Source organism: Mesorhizobium bavaricum, assembly GCF_056781655.1.
The window spans coordinates 69,635-89,780 of the sequence record NZ_JBXAYV010000002.1 but is presented as its reverse complement, the minus strand read 5'-3'; the positions used below and the strand labels follow the sequence as shown (position 1 = coordinate 89,780).

18 protein-coding genes are annotated in these 20,146 nt (G+C 61.3%); 6 read left to right on the top strand and 12 right to left on the bottom strand.

From position 1 onward, the window contains the following. Positions 1–176 precede the first annotated feature (176 nt). From AC1RZR_RS36665 to AC1RZR_RS36645, 5 genes are all read left to right on the top strand, one after another. A complete protein-coding gene (locus tag AC1RZR_RS36665; RefSeq protein ID WP_481829818.1) occupies positions 177–722 on the top strand; it encodes a DUF309 domain-containing protein in 546 nt (181 codons plus the stop codon). 447 nt (positions 723–1,169) lie between these two features. Continuing rightward, positions 1,170–3,383: a bifunctional diguanylate cyclase/phosphodiesterase gene (locus AC1RZR_RS36660; protein ID WP_481829817.1), complete on the top strand. Its 2,214-nt coding sequence runs from the start codon at positions 1,170–1,172 to the stop codon at positions 3,381–3,383. A 320-nt stretch (positions 3,384–3,703) separates the two neighbouring features. Beyond that, positions 3,704–5,662 (top strand): putative bifunctional diguanylate cyclase/phosphodiesterase, encoded by a 1,959-nt coding sequence (locus AC1RZR_RS36655; RefSeq protein WP_481829909.1) that lies wholly within the window; start codon positions 3,704–3,706, stop codon positions 5,660–5,662. Positions 5,663–6,064: 402 nt separating this feature from the next. After that, positions 6,065–6,367, top strand: coding sequence for a DUF982 domain-containing protein (locus AC1RZR_RS36650; protein WP_481829908.1), 303 nt, complete (start codon positions 6,065–6,067; stop codon positions 6,365–6,367). Positions 6,368–6,576: 209 nt separating this feature from the next. Next, a complete protein-coding gene (locus tag AC1RZR_RS36645; RefSeq protein WP_481829816.1) occupies positions 6,577–6,825 on the top strand; it encodes a DUF982 domain-containing protein in 249 nt (82 codons plus the stop codon). A gap of 292 nt (positions 6,826–7,117) precedes the next feature. Here AC1RZR_RS36645 and AC1RZR_RS36640 read toward each other — a convergent pair whose 3' ends face one another. After that, complete coding sequence (locus AC1RZR_RS36640; RefSeq protein ID WP_481829815.1) at positions 7,118–8,593, bottom strand: NAD-dependent succinate-semialdehyde dehydrogenase; 1,476 nt, start codon at positions 8,591–8,593, stop codon at positions 7,118–7,120. Between the two features lie 470 nt (positions 8,594–9,063). Here AC1RZR_RS36640 and AC1RZR_RS36635 point away from each other — a divergent pair, with 470 nt between their 5' ends. Continuing rightward, positions 9,064–9,276, top strand: a complete 213-nt coding sequence (locus AC1RZR_RS36635) for a cold-shock protein (protein ID WP_023749661.1) — start codon at positions 9,064–9,066, stop codon at positions 9,274–9,276. A 243-nt stretch (positions 9,277–9,519) separates the two neighbouring features. Here the strand turns inward: AC1RZR_RS36635 and AC1RZR_RS36630 are convergent, their stop codons facing one another. From AC1RZR_RS36630 to nadA, 11 genes are all read right to left on the bottom strand, one after another. Beyond that, positions 9,520–9,990 (bottom strand): Ros/MucR family transcriptional regulator, encoded by a 471-nt coding sequence (locus AC1RZR_RS36630; protein WP_481829814.1) that lies wholly within the window; start codon positions 9,988–9,990, stop codon positions 9,520–9,522. Between the two features lie 258 nt (positions 9,991–10,248). Beyond that, the gene (locus AC1RZR_RS36625; protein WP_481829813.1) at positions 10,249–10,602 is read right to left on the bottom strand and encodes a hypothetical protein; all 354 of its coding nucleotides are present in this window, start codon (positions 10,600–10,602) and stop codon (positions 10,249–10,251) included. Positions 10,603–11,129: 527 nt separating this feature from the next. After that, positions 11,130–11,582: an aspartate 1-decarboxylase gene (gene panD, locus AC1RZR_RS36620; protein ID WP_481829812.1), complete on the bottom strand. Its 453-nt coding sequence runs from the start codon at positions 11,580–11,582 to the stop codon at positions 11,130–11,132. Between the two features lie 65 nt (positions 11,583–11,647). Then, positions 11,648–12,631, bottom strand: a complete 984-nt coding sequence (locus AC1RZR_RS36615; RefSeq protein ID WP_481829811.1) for a 3-oxopimeloyl-[acyl-carrier-protein] synthase BioZ — start codon at positions 12,629–12,631, stop codon at positions 11,648–11,650. Continuing rightward, complete coding sequence (locus AC1RZR_RS36610) at positions 12,628–13,893, bottom strand: adenosylmethionine--8-amino-7-oxononanoate transaminase (protein WP_481829747.1); 1,266 nt, start codon at positions 13,891–13,893, stop codon at positions 12,628–12,630. Before AC1RZR_RS36610 ends, AC1RZR_RS36615 begins: the two co-directional genes overlap by 4 nt. Beyond that, positions 13,893–14,528: a dethiobiotin synthase gene (bioD, locus tag AC1RZR_RS36605; protein ID WP_481829746.1), complete on the bottom strand. Its 636-nt coding sequence runs from the start codon at positions 14,526–14,528 to the stop codon at positions 13,893–13,895. Before bioD ends, AC1RZR_RS36610 begins: the two co-directional genes overlap by 1 nt. Before the next feature lie 11 nt (positions 14,529–14,539). Continuing rightward, complete coding sequence (locus tag AC1RZR_RS36600) at positions 14,540–15,679, bottom strand: 8-amino-7-oxononanoate synthase (protein ID WP_481829745.1); 1,140 nt, start codon at positions 15,677–15,679, stop codon at positions 14,540–14,542. Then, positions 15,676–16,617 carry a biotin synthase BioB gene (gene bioB / locus AC1RZR_RS36595; protein ID WP_481829907.1) on the bottom strand — a complete coding sequence of 314 codons (942 nt, stop codon included), beginning with the start codon at positions 16,615–16,617 and terminating at the stop codon, positions 15,676–15,678. Before bioB ends, AC1RZR_RS36600 begins: the two co-directional genes overlap by 4 nt. Positions 16,618–16,776: 159 nt before the next feature. Then, entirely contained in the window at positions 16,777–17,631 is an 855-nt protein-coding gene (gene nadC, locus AC1RZR_RS36590; protein WP_481829810.1) for a carboxylating nicotinate-nucleotide diphosphorylase, read from the bottom strand. Beyond that, a complete protein-coding gene (locus AC1RZR_RS36585) occupies positions 17,631–19,172 on the bottom strand; it encodes an L-aspartate oxidase (RefSeq protein WP_481829809.1) in 1,542 nt (513 codons plus the stop codon). Before AC1RZR_RS36585 ends, nadC begins: the two co-directional genes overlap by 1 nt. Beyond that, positions 19,169–20,143, bottom strand: a complete 975-nt coding sequence (gene nadA, locus AC1RZR_RS36580) for a quinolinate synthase NadA (RefSeq protein ID WP_481829808.1) — start codon at positions 20,141–20,143, stop codon at positions 19,169–19,171. The genes AC1RZR_RS36585 and nadA overlap by 4 nt, the downstream gene beginning before the upstream one ends. Positions 20,144–20,146 lie beyond the last annotated feature (3 nt).

Sequence of the window (20,146 nt, the reverse complement as noted above, 5' to 3'; positions counted from 1 at the left end):
TCGGTCTATCGCTCGTGTTAGAGGTGCCCTCCCGGCGCACGTGCCCATGGAGGAATGGCCCCATGAGCGCATTTTGTCGGCGCAGCGCAAGATATTTCTTTACCGCTGGCACTCTGGCGCAAGCGATTACTTCATCTGGAATTGCCACCGACGTGCATTCGTGATTGCTGGGGTCTATGTCACGTCTTCGATTGCTGCCCGAAAGGCATTTCCCGGGCTACGCCTACCTGCCTGGCAAAAATCCACATCCGGTTCGTAACCCCTTGGGTCACAGTTATCAAAGCGACCCGGTGACCGTTGTCACGGTCGAGGAATCACTCAGCTCAAACGCTTTCCGATGGGGGATCGACCTTTTCAACCACGGCTATTACTGGGAAGCTCATGAGGCGTGGGAGCCTCTATGGCATGCTGCCAAACGCAGCGCTCAGCATCGCCTGTTCTTCAAGGGATTGATCCTGTTGGCGGCGGCCGGGGTGAAGATCCGCGAGAGAAAGAGGGTCGCTGCCGCGCGCCATGCGACAAGGGCTGCAGCGCTCTTTCGTCAGGTGGCGCTTCTGCCGAGCCGGCTCTTTGAGGCCGCAATCGGAATCACACCTGCCGCCCTCGCGGTAGAGGCCGAAGCGGCCACAACGTTCCCGTCTGCTTTGCGAGAGCTGACGCCTGGCGAGCTGCCTGAGCCCGTTTTCAATTTCATTCTCGCACCCAAATCCGGGAGCGGCTGATAGGCGTCACCTAGCGTGCGGTTCAAACTTCTTCGTTAACTGGATGCACTGCCGGTCTGTGAGTTTGACAAGGGCAGCTTCAATCCTGGAGCAGTTGGCCTACCGCTGAGCCCGGCTCTGGCGGAGCACCCATGGCAGGCGCCGCTTCAGCGTAGCCCCTGCGGTGGACCTCGAGCTCCGCCGGCGACATCGTCGACCGCAAGTGCAGCTCGACATCGACGGCCTCCGTTGAGTTCGCCTCACGCCCGTAGCCTGAGGCAACATGAGTGCTAGGTCTACAATCACGCGTTCCCATTTACGGCGCGCGCATTCTCCAGCGAGACGTGGACCATTGGGGTCCTTCACAACTTTCGGTGACGATAATCAAAGTGGATTTTCCGCTTAAGCGCTTTATTCAAGTTTTGGCCGTAGATTTCTTCCCAGATTCTGGGCGACGCATTCATAGCCATGTTGGCCTTCCAGCCCGCCGTACCGAGCGGCTACAACATCGCCTTGACGATCATGTCGTTGCTGGCCGCGATCGCTTTGACCGGGACGGGTTTCACGATCGGCATCTCGCCACGCGTTCCACATGGACGCTGGATCGGCGGTGCGATCGTGGGAGGCGGCATCGCCGTGATGCACTACACCGGCATGGCCGCATTCGAGATCGCGGGCCGCGTCGTCTGGGACGTGCCGCTCGTCGCCGCCTCGATCATTCTTGGTGGGCTGTTCGGCGCGGCCTCATTGCCGGTTGCCCTTCACGCCAACACGGTCAAGTGGAAGTCGCTCGGCGCCCTCGTGCTGACGGTAGCGATTTGCAGCCACCATTTCACGGCGATGGGCGCGGCCGCAATCATGCCAGACCCGCGCATTGTCATTTCCGCAACGGCGTTGCCCGCCGACTGGATGGCGGCTGGCGTAGCCCTCGTTTCGATCCTCATCATCCTTTTGGCCATCATCGGCCTCGCCCTCGATGTGCGCGATTTCCGTCGCGCCGGCGAGGCAGCGCGTATGCAGGAGCTGGCCAACTCGGCCGTCGAGGGGCTGATCGTGGGCAACGAAACCGAGATCGTGGCAGCCAATCGCAGTTTCGCCGCGCTTGCCTGCGTCGACCGCTCTCAGCCGGCCGGCCGCCCGCAGTCCTTCTTTCCCACGCTTCCCCAAGGCGAGCTCACGGGCACTGCGCAAACGCCGCTGGAGGTGGGGCTATGCGCGACGGACGGCAGTACGGTCCCGGTTGAGCTGATCCGGCACAGCATGCTCTATGCCGGCAAGCAACACCAGGTTCTTGCCGTCCGCGATATCCGCGGGCGCAAGCGGGCGGAGGAGGAGATTCATTTCCTTGCCCACCACGATCCCTTGACCAAACTTCCAAACCGCACGAGCTTCAACGAAAAGCTGGAGGCCGAGTTTGCGACGCATCGCAGCGCTGAGCGGTGCCTTGCCGTCCTCTTCCTCGATCTCGACCGCTTCAAGGAGATCAACGACCTCTTCGGCCATCTCGTCGGAGACGCCGTGCTGCAGTGTGTGGCCGAGAAGATCCGAGGCGTCCTTAAGCCCGGGCAGATGGTTGCGCGCTTGGGCGGCGACGAGTTCGCTGTAATTGTTCCCGGTCTGCCGAGTGCGGGCTATGCGACGCGCACTGCTGAAGCCATCCTGGACGCATTCAACGACACAGGCGCCAACTTGCCCGCCGGCGTCACCATCGGCACCAGCATAGGTATCGCTGTATTCCCGAACGATGCACCCGATCGGGCGACGCTTCTGAGCCATGCCGACGCTGCGCTCTATGAGGCAAAGATGCAGGGGCGTGGCCTTTATTGCGTTTTTGAGCCGTCCATGGGTGAGCATCTGCGCGATCGCCGCCAGTTCGAGCACGACATCCGTCACGCGATCTCGCGCAAGGAACTCCGCCTCGTCTATCAACCGCAGGCGCAACTCTTGTCCAACGATGTCTTCGGTTTCGAAGCACTGCTCCGGTGGGATCATCCGGAACGCGGCGCCGTTCCGCCGGCGGCGTTCATCCCGATCGCGGAAGAATGTGGCGCCATTCTGAAGATCGGTGAATGGGTGCTGCGGACCGCCTGCGCCGAAGCGGCAAGCTGGCAACAACCGCTAGCAATCAGCGTCAACGTTTCGGCCATGCAGCTCCACGGCGGGACTTTGCCCGAGCTGGTCGGCGCAGTGCTGAAAGAAACCGGGCTCGATCCGTCCCGCCTCGAGCTGGAAATTACCGAAACTTGCCTGATCAAGGATATCGGGCGGGCGCTCGCTGTCCTGCGTCAGCTCAAAAGCCTTGGGGTTCAAATCGCCATGGATGATTTTGGCACCGGATACTCGTCGCTATCGAATTTGCGGGCATTCCCGTTTGACAAGATCAAAGTCGATCAGTCTCTTATCCGGGCAGTGGATACCAGCGATGAGGCGGCTGCGGTCATGCGTGCGGTCTTTGGCCTCGCTCGGGGCCTCAAGCTCCCGGTCCTGGCAGAGGGTGTCGAAACGGACGCGGAGCTGACCTTCCTGCGGCAAGAAGCCTGCGATGCGATCCAGGGTTACATACTTGGCCGACCCTGCCCGATTTCCGACTTCGCCCAGCATACGAGCGGCAAAGGCAGGACGCCCGCTTCCCGACGGCAGAGCAACCACGAACTGCGCCTGGTCAAGAACAGCGCGGCGTAGTGCGCAAGCGCGTCGCACGTTCGTGGTGAGACTCACGAGCGTTCGGAGATGGTGCGGTGTTCCACAGGTCAGCAGCTCCTATGCTGACATGGCGGCGCATTTCGGCAACTCGGTTCTGCCCGCCCCGCCGCGATCGACCGCTGCGCCTTCCCGCGTTACCTGAGGAAGCATCGCGGTTTTCGCTATCTTCGAATTTCCGCAGCCCGCGGTTTCCCAACTGGGCTGTCCAATTTTTGCCGTTGAAATTTACTTTTTCCGAAGTGTTCGATGCTAGGGGACAACACGCATCTACTACTCTAGCGTGGGGGAGTGAAAGAGTGATGCAGCGTCTGTATGCCGCAAGGTTTGGTGATCTTCTGGCGGGAGACCTGCGAGTTTTTGGCGGGCCCTCGACAATCGAACCACTTGCCGGCCGCATCAGGGCGGAGCAGGTCAGTATCGTGCTTCGCAACACGCCTCTTGGCATGGCTGCGAACATACTCAATGCGGCCACTCTTGTCATGGCGCTTTGGGGCTCCCCGGACCAAACGAAAGCCATCCTCTGGGCGAGTGTTATCATCGTCGCCGCCGGGTTCGTAGGCCTAAGAGCGAGATCATCATTTCAGTCAGTCAAACCAAGGTCAGTGTCTCGCCGAACAACGCAAAACCTGGTGCGGAACGCCTTCTTGTTCGGCACATGGTGGGGAGCACTTCCCGTTCTGTTCTTCAGCGGGGCAACAAGTGCAGCCCAGGTCGTCATTACCTGCCTGAGCGCCGGGATGATCGCTGGCGGTGCCGCTTCTTTTTCCACGATTCCTATTGCGGCCGTCGCGTATACGCTCCCGATTTTCGTCGGTTCGATGCTTGCGATCGCGTGGGCGGAAGGCGCCGTCAATCTGCCCGTCGCAATCCTGATAGTGAGCTACGCCATCACGCTGTTTCGCGCGGTGCTTGCCCACGCGTTCGAATTTACCCGACGCTTCATTCTGCAAGCGGAAAGCGAAAATGCCATTCGCAGGGACGTTCTAACGAGGTTGCCAAACCGGTTCAGCTTCAACGAGCGGCTGGAGAACGCGTTGGTGGACGCAAAGCAGTTTGACCAGCACTGTGCGTTGCTTTTGTTCGATCTTAACAATTTTGCCGAGGTGAATGATCGTTTTGGCCGAGCAATGGCGGATGCCCTTTTGGTCGAAGTGGCTGCGAGACTTCGGAGATCGACGCGGGAGAGCGATAGCATTGCCAGATTGGAGGGCGGCGAATTTGCAATAATCGCTACGCGCGATATCAGGCCAGATCAGATCAGGTCCTTGGCCAAACAGATCATAGATGCCATGCGCGCCCCGTTCTTGATCGAAGGGCGCGAAATATATTGCAGGGCCTCTATAGGTATCGCTTTGGCCCCCGCTGACGGTTTGGACACCAACCAACTCCTGCGGTGCGTCGACACCGCGCTATACAGGGCCAAGACGCTGGGGGCGGGCTCCATCCAGTTTTTCAGCCCGGGCGACGATGAAGCTGCTGCAAGGCGACATGTCCTTGAACGCGATCTGCCATCTGCACTGGCCAATGACCAGCTTTGGCTCGCATTTCAACCATTTCTCGACCTCGGGAGCGATCGCATCCGAGGTTTTGAAGCGCTTCTGCGGTGGCAGCATCCGACCCATGGCCAGATCCCTCCGACGGAGTTCATACCCATCGCTGAAGAAACGGGTTTGATTCACTCCATCGGACACTGGGTCGTCAAAACGGCTTGTTTGGCAGCGGCGCGTTGGCCGCGCGACTTGCGGGTCTCCGTCAACTTGTCGGTAATGCAGCTGAAGAACAAGGCCTTGCTGGATGGAATTATAGTGGCCTTGGCTGAAGCCGGTTTGGAGCCCCGAAGACTCGAGGTCGAGATAACAGAAACTGTGCTGATTTCGAATTTTGAAGAAACGATTTCATTCTTACAATCGTTAGTTTCTCTATCCGTCACAGTTGCTCTTGACGATTTTGGCACCGGCTACTCATCCCTGACTTATCTTCGCAAATTGCCTCTCTCGCGGCTCAAGATCGACCGATCTTTTGTCCAGGATATGCTCACCGATGCGGACTGCGCCGCGATTGTACGATCATTGGTTGAGTTGGCGCATGAGATTCGAATCGAGGTAACAGCCGAAGGCGTAGAAACTCCCGAACAGCTCGACTATCTGCGCTGCGTCAGATGTGATGAAGCTCAAGGCTATTTAATCGGGAAACCTGTCCCGATAGACGACATTCCTGGCATTGCCGCGGAGCCGTTTGTTCAGGAGCTAAGTACTTGAATGGCAGGACCGGCACTTTTGCGGCGATGGTCTGGTTGTCTCGTATCTCGACGGTCACGTTGCCTTGCTCAGGTAGGCTGAAGGCGGCAAGTCCGTACAACCCTGGGATTAGCCCTGTGACGAAGCGGAGGGTGCGGAGCCGCTTCCTCGTGGCGGGTCAACGCCGGAAGAGTACCAAGCGTTTCGTACGAAATGGTCGAACGATGCAGATTTCTTGCCACCTGATGAGCCGCTCTTGCAACAGTATGTATGGAATCGGCCTGCTGGCCTACCGGAGGGCATCACGCCGCTGCCTTCCTCTTGAACCGTCATTGCCCTGACAACACATTCTGCGAGTGTTGGCGGGTGTCGATGAAGCGCCTGTTCAGGCAAACCAGTCGTTCAGTAGATCGGGAGGAACGAATGAACCCTGAGGCTTTCAGCAGCCCAGTTTTCGTGAAGCGTGCAACCTACATCGTGCAGGAGATTGCCAGTCTTGCGGACGCTATCGATTTCCTCAATGAATGGCCAGAAGATCGCAGAGACCTGATCCACGAAGCCGCACTCAGGGCCTGCTATGATGCATACGATGGAAGAAAACCTGTAAGCGCAGCGCGCAATGCCTTTTTCGGCTTTGCGAAACGGGCCGCCATATTGGAAGATGCAATTTCTGCCATGCAATGGCTGGCCGCATGCAAAGCGGGCGGGGGAAAGGTGCAGGTATAGGCATCTGGTACGGGGGCCGGCCGAGGGGGCATTGTGTTGAGATTTACAGGGATAGCTGAAAGCAGAAGCAGGTCTCGACATTAGCGGCGCAATCCCATCATGAATCAGATACCGCACATGGATCGCGAGCGGCCAGGTTCTGCGACCAGGGGATCCGTTCGGCCTGGCCAAGGTGCGATCGAGGCTATTTGCCTCACAGGAGCGGAGACATGACCGGCTTGAGCAGATTTGAAAGGCCAGTCGTTGTTCGGCTTAGCCAACACAGCTCAGAGCGGATCGTGTTCGAGGTCAATGATGCTGCCGCTATCTTGCTGCGTGATCTTCAACGTCAGACCGTGAAACGGAAGGCCGCGATGGATGCCTGTCTGCAGGTATTGCGCGGTGAAGCTTATCCAGCGGCTGCTCGAAGAGCTTTCGTGGCAGCCGCGCTTGAAGCAAAAGTCCTACGCAGCGATTAGGAAGCTGGGATGATCAGGAGCTGCTGACTGACCATCGCCGGGACACCCGTTGGGCTGGAACGATGATGTGAACGTTTGTCCAGGTTCGGTATCCCGACGCTTTGCACGGCCGCGCTCACCTCGAGGCGACCATCTGCCTGACTGCGGCATAACGGCGGCGTCGGCGCGAAGCTGACCTCAAGGTGAAGAACGCGACGGTTTTGGTCCGGAGCCGCCGCCATCGAGGTGCGACCTGCTTCATATGTTCGAGGATCGCTTGCGCGGCCAATCCGCGAATTCGCAAGCAGATGCTTCAGATGCCGCCCATGCAGAGGTATTTCATTTCGAGGTAGTCCTCGAGCCCGTGGCGCGAACCCTCGCGCCCGATGCCGGACTGCTTCATGCCGCCGAAAGGTGCCGCTTCCGACGACATGCGTCCCGTGTTGATGCCGACCATGCCGTATTCCAGGGCCTCGGCCACACGCCAGACACGCTGCAGGTTCGAGGCATAGAAGTAGGCGGCCAGGCCGTAGATCGTGTCATTCGCCTGGTGCACGACCTGATCCGGATCGTCGAAGCGAATGGTTGGGGCCAGCGGTCCGAACGTCTCCTCTTGCGCAATCGTCATTTCGCTGGAGACTTGAGTGAGGACAGTCGGTTGGAAGAATGTGCCCTCCTTGCCAATGCGTTTGCCCCCGCAGCGAATTGTACCGCCTTTTGTGACGGCATCGGCGATATGCGATTCGATCTTGATGAGCGCCTGCCTGTCGATCAGCGGGCCGATGGCGACACCTGGATCAAAACCGTCACCAACCTGAAGCTGTCGAACCCGCTCGACAAATTTGTCGACAAATTCATCGTGAACGCCCGACTGGACGTAAAGTCGGTTCGCGGAAACGCAGGTCTGGCCGGCATTGCGGAACTTGGCCTGGATCGCCCCGTCGACCGCCGCATCGACGTCTGCATCGTCGAAGACGATGAAGGGCGCATTGCCGCCGAGTTCGAGACTGACCTTCTTGATCTGGTCCGAGCACTGGCGCATGAGCAGCCGGCCAACCTCGGTCGAGCCGGTGAAGCTAATCTTGCGGACCCGTGGGTTGGTGCAGAGTTCGCGGCCGACAGCATCGCCTTCAGAAGCGTAGATCAGGTTGACCACGCCTTCGGGAAAGCCAGCCTGATGCGCAAGGGCGAACATTGCGCCGGCAACGAGCGGCGTCTGTTCAGCGGGTTTCAATACGATCGTGCAGCCCGCCGCCAGCGCCGGCGAGATCTTGCGCGCCACCATCGAAGCCGGGAAATTCCATGGCGTAATCGTGCCTACGACACCGATCGGCTGCTTGATCACCAGCAAGCGACGGTCTGTCGATGGCGCGGAGATCGTCTCCCCATAGATGCGGTTGGCCTCTTCAGCGTACCATTGCAGGTAGGCCGCCGCATGCGACACTTCCGATTTGGCCTCGGCGAGGGGCTTACCCATTTCCGCGGTCAGTATCGCAGCAAGGTCATCGGCGTGATCGATAATCAGCTGATGCCAGCGCCACAGAACGTCGCTGCGTTCACGGGCCGTCAAGGCCGCCCATCCAGGCTGTGCGTTATAGGCTTTGTCGACCGCGGCCCGCGTCTCCTCGACGCCCATGTCGGGAAGCCCTGCCAGCACTTCGCCTGTCGATGGGTTGAGGACCTCAAATGTCCGCTCACTGACCGGTTTACCAAGCGCCGGCAGGCGGTCAAGGCAGCCAAACAGGTCAGGAGATTTGAGGTGGCGGATCAAAGGCGGAAGTAGCGGCAATGTCGATTCCCCAAAAGGCTCTTGGCCTGTCCGGCCGGGTCGACATCTACTGCGCACGGGTGGCTTTTGCATAGGACCACCTCTCCCGAAAATCGTGCATCCTTGGACGCGGGCGAACCTGCCGCGGGGAAGGGGACGGCCAGCTTCCGTCCTAACCGGCGAGGCCCGAACCGTCCGCCAGTGGCGTCATCCACAGCCCCATTTTACCCAAGCGATCAACTTCCGTCGCCCTGGCCGGTAGTTCTTGCGCTTTTAGCCGTCCGTCTCGGGTATCGCATCGGGGCCGTAAAACGTGTCGCGACGCGAGCCCCAACGGGTGGGTGCTGGACGGTCCATGAGGAGTTACAACCGCCCGTCAAACCGTATTTGCAAATTTCTTTTTTTGCTGCGCCTACGCAGAAGTTTCGGTTATGAATCGGGACTGGCCAGAGGGCCTGCCCACACTGCAATTGTTACAAAGGAAAACGCATATGGCGACTGGAACGGTAAAATGGTTCAACAGCACCAAGGGATTTGGATTTATCCAACCCGACAATGGCGGTCAGGATGTTTTTGTCCACATTTCCGCTGTAGAACGAGCGGGCCTCTCGACCCTCGCTGATGGCCAGAAGATCAACTATGAAATCGAACAGGACCGGCGCACCGGCAAGTCCTCGGCCGGCAGCCTCAGCAAAGCCGGCTGACTTTTCTCTCGCCTGCTGGCAACAGCGGGTGAACGCGATAGGTCTCGCCGCGTGACAAGGGCGGGCGAGCGCAGGGCTCGACCGCACGGCTTAAGCAGCGGACAGATGCAAGCCCGGGCGAAGTCCTGGTGGAGCCAAGCTGCTTCAAAGGGAAGGCGGGTATACCCCGCCTTTTCATATTCCGTTCAGATGCATATTATGCCGATGGCACTGCGCGCCCAGATAAAACCTTGATTTCTGAAATCAAGCTGCGACCTTCTTGCGGGTCCGCTTTGCCGGCGTTGGCGGCGTTTCCGGCTCTTTGGGTTTGCGGCCAAGACCCATCGTCTTGGCCAATGCCGAGCGCGTAGCGGCGTAGTTCGGCGCGACCATCGGATAATCCGCCGGCAGACCCCATTTGGTGCGATAGTCGTCTGGCGTCAGCCCATAGCGGGTCGACAGATGGCGCTTCAGCGATTTGAATTTTTTCCCGTCCTCAAGGCAGATGAGATAGTCCGGGTTCACCGACTTCCTGATCGATACAGCGGGCTTCAGAACCTGCGGCTCTTCTGCGGAGATGCTGGTGCCGGCCGTGCCTTTGAGTGCCGCGTGCACCTGGCCGATCAGGGCAGGGAGTTCACCCACCGGGACCGGATTGTTGGAGACATACGCTGAGACGACATCGGCGGTGAGCTCGATGAGGACGTCGATGTTGTTGTCGGTTTCTTCTGTCATGAAACTCTCCGGGGGTTTGAAGACAGCTGGCGAAGTGTCGCTACATAGTGGCGGTTGCCGCTGAAAGCAATAAAGCCCCGGCAAGACTGTTGCGATGCTCGTCCCGCACTGCGGTGAATAGCGACGCATCCGGACCATCTTGCATCGTATTGATCCGACCGCGGTTGGCGCATCCATGCTTGACGTGGCATGAGGGAGTGATCCTGACGTGAAACGCTGCCAAGCCTGTTCTCGATCTATGCTGAAGATCGGAATCGGTCATTCGAAGAATTCCGGTCCGGCAGGCTCAACAATGCATCCTCCGCGAGCAGAGCTGGCCGCCTGTGAAGCAGTAGAATCGAACTCGCCGGTAGTACAGGCGTTCTCCTGTTGCTCTGCAACGATCTGGTCGAGACCGGAAACGATTGCCACGAGAACCTGGGCGCCAAGGCTCATGCTCCGGGAGGGTCCGGTGCCCAGCATCAGGAAGAGCCGCGGCTCGCCCGTTCGGCTTCGTCCTCGACCAGCCTTCGCCCCGAAAAGCAGCACCGCGAGATTGATGGAAAGGGGCAGGGAAGACGCCCACGGCGCCTGTGCTGTGGCAGCATCCACACCGACCGCGTCAGTGTTCACAACCGAAAAACCCGCTACTCTTGGGGGGCAAGAGCGGCGGGCTTTTTGCAGAGCTACTCGAACTGAATACGCGCTCTCACTGACATTAGCTGTGGATAATTAAGACAGCATTAACGTGCAAGATCGGGCTATCTAAATCGATCCGAATGCAAGATGCGGCCGGCTCGGGATAGCCCGGGCCAGAGCCGCTGTCGCCGTCAAGTCCATAAGGCGCCAGCTGTCAGATAATCGGCGCTTGACGTAACGTAAGGTCCGGTGTTTTTCCCTGTGCGGGGAACGACTTCCAGTCTCGGTCCAGGGCGACGAAAATGAGGGGCAGCAATGGTGGCTGGCGAACCAAACGACGTGCGCGTCAAGCGTTGCGGTGGGGGATGGGTGGTTCATACTGTGGAGGACGGCAAACTGACAGTTCATCGGTTCAAGACACAGTCGCCCGCCGAGAATTTCGCCGATGGCCAACGCGCCAGGCTCGGCCTTGCCAGCAGGCCACCAATTGACGAACACTGATGTCACTTGTGCGGCGGCCGTCACGCCCCGGAGATCAGGGCAGGAATGGCCAAAGCCTCATCCGCCTCGTCAAGGATCGAGAAGCTGTACCGGCCATCCGCGTCGAGATCGACGGAGTAGGTTAAGCGGTCGAGTATGTTGTTGTCCTGATCGAACGTAACGATCCTTGGCTTCAAGGAGGTAATATGCGCTTCGTCCAGATAGATCGAGTTGCAGACAATGATCTGATCGTCGGGCTGGCAGATGCGGGCAGCCGCTCCGTTGAGGATACAGCATCGTGAACCGCGCTCGCCGAGAATGACATAGGTCGAAATCCGCGCACCGGAATTCCTGTTCCATATCTCCACGAATTCCATGGGCAAGATCCCTGCTGCTTCGCAGTGGTCAGGGTCGAGCGTGATCGAACCGTGGTAGTTGAGGTTCGCTTCGGTGACGTGGATGCCGTGCAGCTTGCCGGCGACTATTTTTCGCATTTTCTTCTTCTTTCCTATCATCATGGGTGACTTGTCCCGCAGTGCTCTGGGCGCTGGTCGCTCCGCTAAATTCCGATCACGAGCGCACCGCCGCTCAGACCCGCACCCGCCGCCGCCAGCAGGATTTTTTCCCCCGGTCGAAACGGCTCCGCCTGATCAGCCAGCGAGAGCGACAGCGGGATCGTCGCTGCGGAAGAGTTGCCGTACTCGGCGATGGTCTTGACGATTGCTTGATCCGCTATCCCAAGGTTTTTCCCAACCGCATCAAAAATGCGCGCGTTGGCCTGGTGCGGCACGAACCGATCGATGTCCTGCGGCCGCAACTGGGCCGCAGCAAGCGCGCTTGTTGAGGAATCGGTCATCATCTCGACGGCCTTGGCAAACACTTCACGACCGTCGGTCATCGTCATTCGGGTTTGCCCAAGGTCGAGGTCGCCGTGAAACGGCTTGTTGCTTCCGCCCGCCGGGATCTGGATCAGGCCGTAACGCGAGCCGTCCGAATCCACCGAGGCACCGAGAATGCCTAGATCCGGGTCATCGCACGGACCAATCACCAGGGCGCCGGCGGCATCGGCGAAAAGGACCGAGCTGGCGCGCTCGGCCGGATTGATACGGCGGCTGAGGATGTTGGCGGCAATGACCAGCGCTGGTTTGCCGTACAGGCGGGTGAATCCATCGGCGAACATCAGCGCATAGATGAAGCCGGCGCAGGCGCCGGTGAGATCGATCGCGCCGGCCCGGCCGAGCCCCAGCCGGTGTGCGACCAGCGGCGCGCTGGGCGGCAGGAGGTGATCGGGCGTCGAGGTGGCGAGCAACAGCAGGCCGACCTTGCTGCGGTCGATACCGGCATTCACCAGCGCCATGTCACCGGCAGAGGCGGCAAGGCCCGACAGCGTGTCTTCGTCGGTTGCCCAGAAGCGCGAACGAATTCCGGTGCGCCGCTCGATCCAGCCGGGCTCAAGCCCGAGACGGTCTTCAATTTCCGGATTCTCGACCTTGCGCGCGGGCGCATGATGACCAAACCCGAGAAGGCGCGACGACCTGCTCACGGCTTCGCGCCGAAGCGTTCGCCGGCCTCCTCGACCGCGTCATAGACCCCGTCGAGTTCCTCGCCGGTGATGCAATAGGGCGGCAGAAGGTAGAGGACATTGCCGAGTGGGCGCACAAGCAGCCCCCGGTCGAGGAAGAAAGCGCGCAGCTTCGGGCCGATTTCGGCGAGATAACCCGCAGAACCGGTTCGGAGGTCGAGCGCTGCGATCGTTCCCTTGGCGCGGCAGTCGGTAAAATATGGATTGTCGCGAAAGCGTTGCACCCCGGAGGCCTGCATAGCGCTCAACGCCGCGACCCGCTCGGCCACCAGCTCGTCACGCCAGATCTCGACATTGGCGAGTGCCGCCGCGCAGGCCATCGGATTGGCCGTGTAGGAGCTCGAGTGGAAAAACGTCTTCTTGCGGTCCTCGGAATAGTGAGCTTCGAAGATGGCATTGGTGGCAAGCGTGGCCGCCAGCGGGATCACGCCGCCGGTCAGGCCCTTCGAGGTGCACAGGATGTCGGGAGAGATTGACGCCTGCTCGCAGGCGAACATGGTTCCGGTGCGGCCCCAGCCGGTCATTACTTCATCGGCGATCACCAGCGTGCCCGAGGCCTCGGCGATCTTCTTCAACTCGGCCAGAACCCAGGCTGGATACATCAGCATACCGCCGGCGCCAAGCACCAGCGGCTCGACGATCAGCGCGGCGGCGCGCTGGTCGCGTGAGACTGCCTCGAACCGATCCAGCGTCTCCTGCTCTCGCCCCGCGACCGGGAAGGGAATGGTGTCGACCTCGAACAGCAGCGGCTCGTAGGCGGCGTTGAACACGCTGCGGGCGCCAACGCTCATCGTGCCGACCGTGTCGCCATGATAGCTGTGCTCCATGACGACGATGCGCGAGCGCGGCGCGCCGATGTTGCGGAAATATCCGAGCGCCATCTTCAGTGCCACTTCGACTGAGGTCGAGCCGCTGTCGGAATAGAACACCCAGTCGAGACCGGAGGGAGCGAGGCCGACAAGTGCCTTGGCCAGGCGCTCTGCCGGCTCGTGCGTGAAGCCAGCAAAGATGATCTGGTCGAGGCTCGACGCGGTCGTCTCGATAGCATTCATGATGCGGGGGTGGCGGTGGCCATGGGTGACGACCCACCAGGAGGAGATGGCATCCAGGATACGCGTGCCGTCGGCCTTGTGGAGATAGGCTCCCTCCGTCAGGACGATTTCAGGGATCACGGGCTCAAGCGCGTGCTGCGTGAACGGATGCCACACACTGGACTGCGACATCATTCGCCTCCCGCAATCGAGGCGAAGGCAAAGCCGGCAATCATTGCGTCTCGCAGAGTTTTGTCCGTCAGCGGGTGGAGATAGGGCAGCCTGCCGAGCTGCGGTACACCGCCCATTTCCACGATTGTCCTTTGCGTATCGGCCATCTCATCGCCGATGAAGGCAATGCCGGCCAGCGGGATGGAGCGGGCGCGCAGGGCCTCGATCGACAGCAGGGTGTGGTTGATGGTGCCGAGCGTGGTGCGGGCGCACAAAATGACCGGCAGCCGCCACTCAGCGAAGATGTCGATGAAGCTTGTGCGCCGGTTGAGCGGCACCATCAGTCCGCCCGCGCCCTCGATGACCAGCGGCGTCGGCAGGACGGGAAAAGTAAGATCGGCAGCCTTGATCGCGACGCCATCGATCTCGGCTGAACGATGCGGCGACAGCGGGCTCCGCAAGCGGTAGGCTTCCGGCAGCACGCGCTCCGAGGGCAGGCCGGCAAGCCGCGCGACCACCTCGCTGTCGGTCTCGCCGTCGAGGCCTGATTGCACCGGCTTCCAGTAGAAACCGTCGAGCAGGCCGGCGAGCCCAGCCGCAAACACGGTCTTGCCAATTCCGGTGTCGGTTCCGGTAATGACGATGCGCTGGGTCATGCCGCCCCCGGTCATGTTTGGGCCAACACCTCAACGAGCGCCTCGACCATGGCGGAAATGTCGGCTTCGTCGACGTTGAGCGTCAGCGAAATGCGCAGCCGCGACGTGCCCTCGGGAACCGTCGGCGGGCGAATGCCGCGTATGTCGAAGCCGCGCGCCTGCAGCGCCGCCGCCACCGCCATGGTGCGCCTGTTGTCGCCGATGACAAAGGGCTGGATCTGCGAGCCGCTGGGTGCCACGCCGCAGCGCTCGGCCAATTGGCGGCCCGCGAAGGCAACACGCTCCTGCAACTGGACACGGCGGTGGGGCTCATCGGACAGCATCGCGATCGCTTCGCGCGCTGCCACTGCCATCAGCGGCGATGGCGCGGTGGAATAGATGAATGGCCGGCAGCGGTTGACGAGATAGTCGCACAGCAGTCCCGGCCCGGTGACGAGTGCGCCGGACGCGCCGAGCGCCTTGCCGCATGTGTGGAGCGCGACGATGTTGTCGCGACCCTCAAAGGCAGCGGCCAGCCCGCGGCCGTCCGGTCCCCACACGCCGGTGGCATGCGCTTCGTCGACGACGATGAATGCCTCGTGCCGATCGGCTAGCGCGACCAGGCTTTCCAGCGGCGCGCGGTCGCCGTCCATGCTGTAGAGGCTTTCGATCACGATCCAGACGCGCCCGGTGCCGCCTTCGGCGCGCCAGCGCATGATCGCATCCTCGACGGCACTGATGTCGTTATGTGCGGCGAGCTTGAACTCGGCGCGGCCAGCGCGGGCCCCCTCATGCATGCTGGCATGGGCGAGCTCGTCGAGGACCAGCAGGTCACCCTTTTGCGGCAGGGCGGTCAGGAGGGCGAAGTTGGCGATGTAGCCGCTGCCGAAGAACAGCGCGCGTTCGGCTCCGAAGAACGTCGCCGCGTCTGCCTCTAGTTGCTCATGTTCCGGCGCGTTGCCGCGTAACAGCCGCGATCCGGTCGCGCCGACCGGCGTGCCCTGCGCGATCGCCGCCGCAACCGCGTCGCCTAGCCTTCTCGAAGCGGCAAGCCCGAGATAGTCGTTAGACGAGAAATCGAGGCCGGCGCGCGGCGACAGCGTCCGCAGCCGGTCCTTGCGCGCCAGCCCCTGCAGGGTCGCGTCATAGCGGGCAAGCGGTGCCCCGTTCATTGCGCCTCGAGTTCCATTGGCTCGATGCCGAGGCGCCGGAACAGCAGAATATCCTTGTCTTCGCCCGGATTATCCGCCGTCAGCAGCGTGTCGCCGACGAAGATCGAGTTGGCGCCGGCAAAGAAGCACAGCGCCTGCATCTCGTCGGTCATGGCGGTGCGGCCGGCGGAAAGACGCACATGCGATTTCGGCATCATGATGCGCGCCAGCGCGATCACGCGCACGAATTCGATCGGCTCGATGGGCTTGGCGTCGGCAAGCGGGGTGCCGGCAATCGGGATCAGCATGTTGATCGGAACGCTTTGCGGATGCTCCGGCAGATTGGCCAGCGTCACCAGCATGTCGATCCGGTCCACCGGTTCTTCGCCCATGCCGACAATGCCGCCGGAACAGACCTTGATGCCGGCTTGGCGAACCTGCTCGAGCGTATCGAGCCGGTCAGCAAAGCTGCGCGTGCTGATGATCTCGCTGTAGTAGCGTTCCGACGTATCGATGTTGTGGTTGTAATAGTCGAGACCAGCCTGTTTCAGACGAGCGGTCTGCTCAAGATCGAGCATGCCAAGGGTCATGCAGGTCTCCATGCCCAGTGCCTTGACGCCTTCGACCATCGCCACCACTGCATCCATGTCGCGCGCCTTGGGATTTCGCCAGGCGGCACCCATGCAATAGCGGGTGGCGCCGGCGTCACGCGCCTTGGTCGCCTCGGCGATGACGCGCCTGACTTCCATCAGCTTCGACGCCTTCAGACCGGTTTCGTGATGCGCCGACTGGCTGCAATAGCCGCAATCTTCCGGACATCCGCCTGTCTTGATGCTGAGAAGCCGGCTGAGCTGGACCTTGTTGGGATCGAAATTCTGGCGGTGGACGGTCTGCGCCTGAAACAGCAGGTCATTGAAGGGCGCATCATGGAGCGCCCGAGCCTTCTCCAGGGTCCACATCCCGGTGTCAGGGGCTTGAGCCTGTGGCGATGTCTTCGTCAAACTGGTTGTATGCGTGTCCATCCTGTTCCCTCGGTCCTGGTTTTTGCCGCGCTTTCCTCGTGCGCTTGACGCCGATCGAAACGTTCATTGACCTGCCGCCCTTCGTTTGCCGCGCTGTCATGAGCTCCGATAGTCGAGGCCGATATCCAGGATCGGCGCGCTGTGCGTCAGTCGACCGACGGAAATCAGATCAACGCCGGTCGCGGCAATCGCACGCGCTGTATCGGATGTGATCGTGCCGGAAGCCTCGGTGATTGCCCGACCGCCGACGATTGCGACGGCGCGACGGAGATCGTCGGGGGACATGTTGTCGAGAAGGACCGCATCGGGGGCGAACCCAAGCACCTTCTCCAACTGCGCCAGGGTATCGACCTCCACTTCGATCTTGACCAGATGGCCGGCGCTGTTTCGTGCCCGCTCGAGCGCGGCGCGTATTCCGCCGGCGATTGCGATGTGGTTGTCCTTGATCAGAATGGCGTCGTCGAGGCCGAAGCGGTGATTGGAGCCGCCACCGGCGCGCACGGCGTATTTTTCCAGCGCCCGCAATCCGGGCGTCGTCTTGCGCGTGCAGACGATCTTCGCGCCATGTCCGCGTACCGCGGTGACAATCGCTGCGGTTGCCGTGGCGACACCGCTCAGATGGCACAGAAAATTGAGTGCCGTTCGCTCGGCTGTGAGAATGGCTCGGGCCGGACCAACCACTGACGCAATGACTTCTCCTTTCGCGACGTCGCTGCCGTCCGCCCGCTCCACGGAGATTTCGACGTCGGGATCGATCAGCCGGAAAGCAAGGATCGCCAGATCGAGGCCGGCAACAACTCCCGACTGGCGCGCCGCCAGCACGGTCCTCGCATGGTGTTCTTTCGGTACGACAGCGTCGGTGGTCACGTCGCCGGCTCTGCCTAGGTCTTCGAGAAGGGCTGCCCGGACAAGCGGCTCCAGCATGACCGTGGGAAGTGGTGCGAGCTTCATCACCTGGCCCCCTCGAGGCTCGCGACATGTGCGAGTTCCCGCGCCGCCGCCAAGGCATCGGCGAGCGTGAGTTCGCAACGTCTGGCAATGGCTTCACGATGGGGAAAGTCGGCGCGGTGGTGGGCGCCACGGCTTTCTTTGCGTGACAAGGCGGCGATCGTCATCATCAACCCGACAGAAGCCGGATCCGATGCCGCGCCATTGGCCTCGGCGAGCGGCAACAAGGCACGTGCGGCTGCTTTCAAACATTCTCCATCCCGGACGATGCCGAGTGCGTTCGACAGGAGAGGGCGCACTTGTATGGGATCTGGCAATGGGTAATCGCGTGCAAAGAAAGGCTTTGTCCTGCGCGCAGGCGTACCAGCGACGCTTTCAGCAACCCAGCGCGCGCACACGACGGCCTCGGTCAGGGAGTTGCTGGCGAGCCTGTTGGCGCCATGCAATCCCGTTGAGGCCACTTCGCCGCAGGCCCAGAGTCCCTTGACTGAGGTGCGGCCGGACCCGTCCACGGCGACCCCACCCATATGGTAGTGCTGGGCGGGGCGGAGGGGAATGAGGTCATGAGCAGGATTGATGCCGACATCGCGGCAGGCTGCCGCGATCGTCGGAAACTGCTGCGCGAACGCCGTGCCGGGTTTTTCTCGCGCATCGAGAAAGACGCGGTGGCCGTTCGAAAGATGGTTCCAGATTGCTCGCGCTACAACGTCGCGCGGCGCGAGTTCCGCACCTTGTAAGCCTTCGAGGAAGCGCTGGCCGGTTTCATCGACGATCTCAGCGCCTTCGCCGCGAACCGCTTCACTGATGAGCTGCATGGGGCGGTCCGGCCCGTCGAGCGCGGTCGGGTGGAACTGGATGAATTCCAGATCGGCAAGGACAGCACCTGCGCGCGCTGCAAGCGCCAGGCCTTGTCCGCAACTGCCCAAAGGATTGGTGGTGTCGAAAAAAAGCCCGCCAATCCCGCCCGTGGCGAGGACCACCCGTCGCGAGCCGAAGAATACCGAACCCATCGAACAGCTTGCCCAGACACCACGGACCGCATTCTCCTTGACCGCCAGCCGACGCGCTTCCACGCCTTCGACGACCACAATCGAAGGAGCAGAACGCACGGCTTCGACCAGGGCACGCATGATTTCTTGTCCGCTGCCATCGCCGCCGGCATGAGCGATACGACGGCGGCCATGCGCGGCCTCCAATCCGAGGCGCAATGTGCCTTCTGGCTTCCGATCGAAGCGGACCCCAAGGTTCGCCAGGGTCTCAATCGCACTAGGAGCCGCATGGAGGATGCGACTGGCGATTTCCGCGTCGCACAGCCCATCGCCGGCGGCGAGCGTGTCCGCCAGATGCAGCGCTGGATTATCGTCATCGCCGAGGCTGGCAGCCAGGCCACCCTGTGCCCACGGGCTCGAAGCGTCGGCTCCCAGCGGCGTCCTCGACAAAAGAAGCACCGGCTCGGGCGCCAGGTGAAGGGCGGTCATCAGCCCGGCGATGCCGCCGCCGATGATAACAGGCCGACCGAAGAAACTGCGGACATCCGCGCTCATACGGCAAGCATCCGCTCGACGGCAAGCCGCGCGCGCCCGGCGATCTCGGGATCGATGCTCACGACATGCCGGTTTTGCTCCAGAGCCTCGCGGATGTTGGCGAGCGTGATGCGCTTCATGTGCGGGCAAAGATTGCAGGGCCGGATGAACTCGAGCTCGGGATGGGCGAGCGCAACATTGTCGCTCATCGAGCATTCCGTGAGTAGCACGACCCGTGGCGGCTTTTGCCTTTCGACGTAATCCGACATGGCCGCCGTCGATCCCGAAAAGTCGGCTTCCGCGACCACTTCAGGCGGGCATTCGGGATGCGCCAGCACGATCACACCAGGATGGCTTTCGCGCAACTCGCGGATGTCGGCTGGCGTAAAGCGCTCATGCACCTCGCAATGCCCTTTCCAGGCCAGGATCTCGACATCCGTCTCGGCGGCGACGTTCTTGGCCAGGTATTCGTCGGGCAGCATGATGACGCGTGGCACGCCGAGCGATTCGACTACGGCCCGAGCATTGCCCGAGGTGCAGCAAATATCGGATTCCGCCTTCACGGCGGCTGACGTGTTAACGTAGGTGACGATCGGCACATTCGGAATGCGCCGACGCATCAGGCGCACGTCCTCGGCGGTAATCGAGTCCGCCAGCGAACAGCCTGCGCGCAAATCGGGAATAAGCACGGTCTTTTGAGGATTGAGCAGCTTCGCCGTCTCGGCCATGAAATGCACGCCGGCAAGCACGATGACGTCTGCTTCCGTCGACATTACCTTGCGGGCCAGCGCCAGGCTGTCGCCGACGATGTCGGCGACGCAGTGGAAGATCTCGGGCGTCTGGTAGTTGTGCGCCAGGATGACGGCGTTTCGCTGCCGCTTGAGGTCGAGAATGGCGTCGATATCGTCGGCGAAAGTCAGCCATTCGGCTGGCGGGATCACGCGCCGGACGCGATCGTACAGGGAAGCGCCTGAGGGCAGGATGGCGCTCATCGA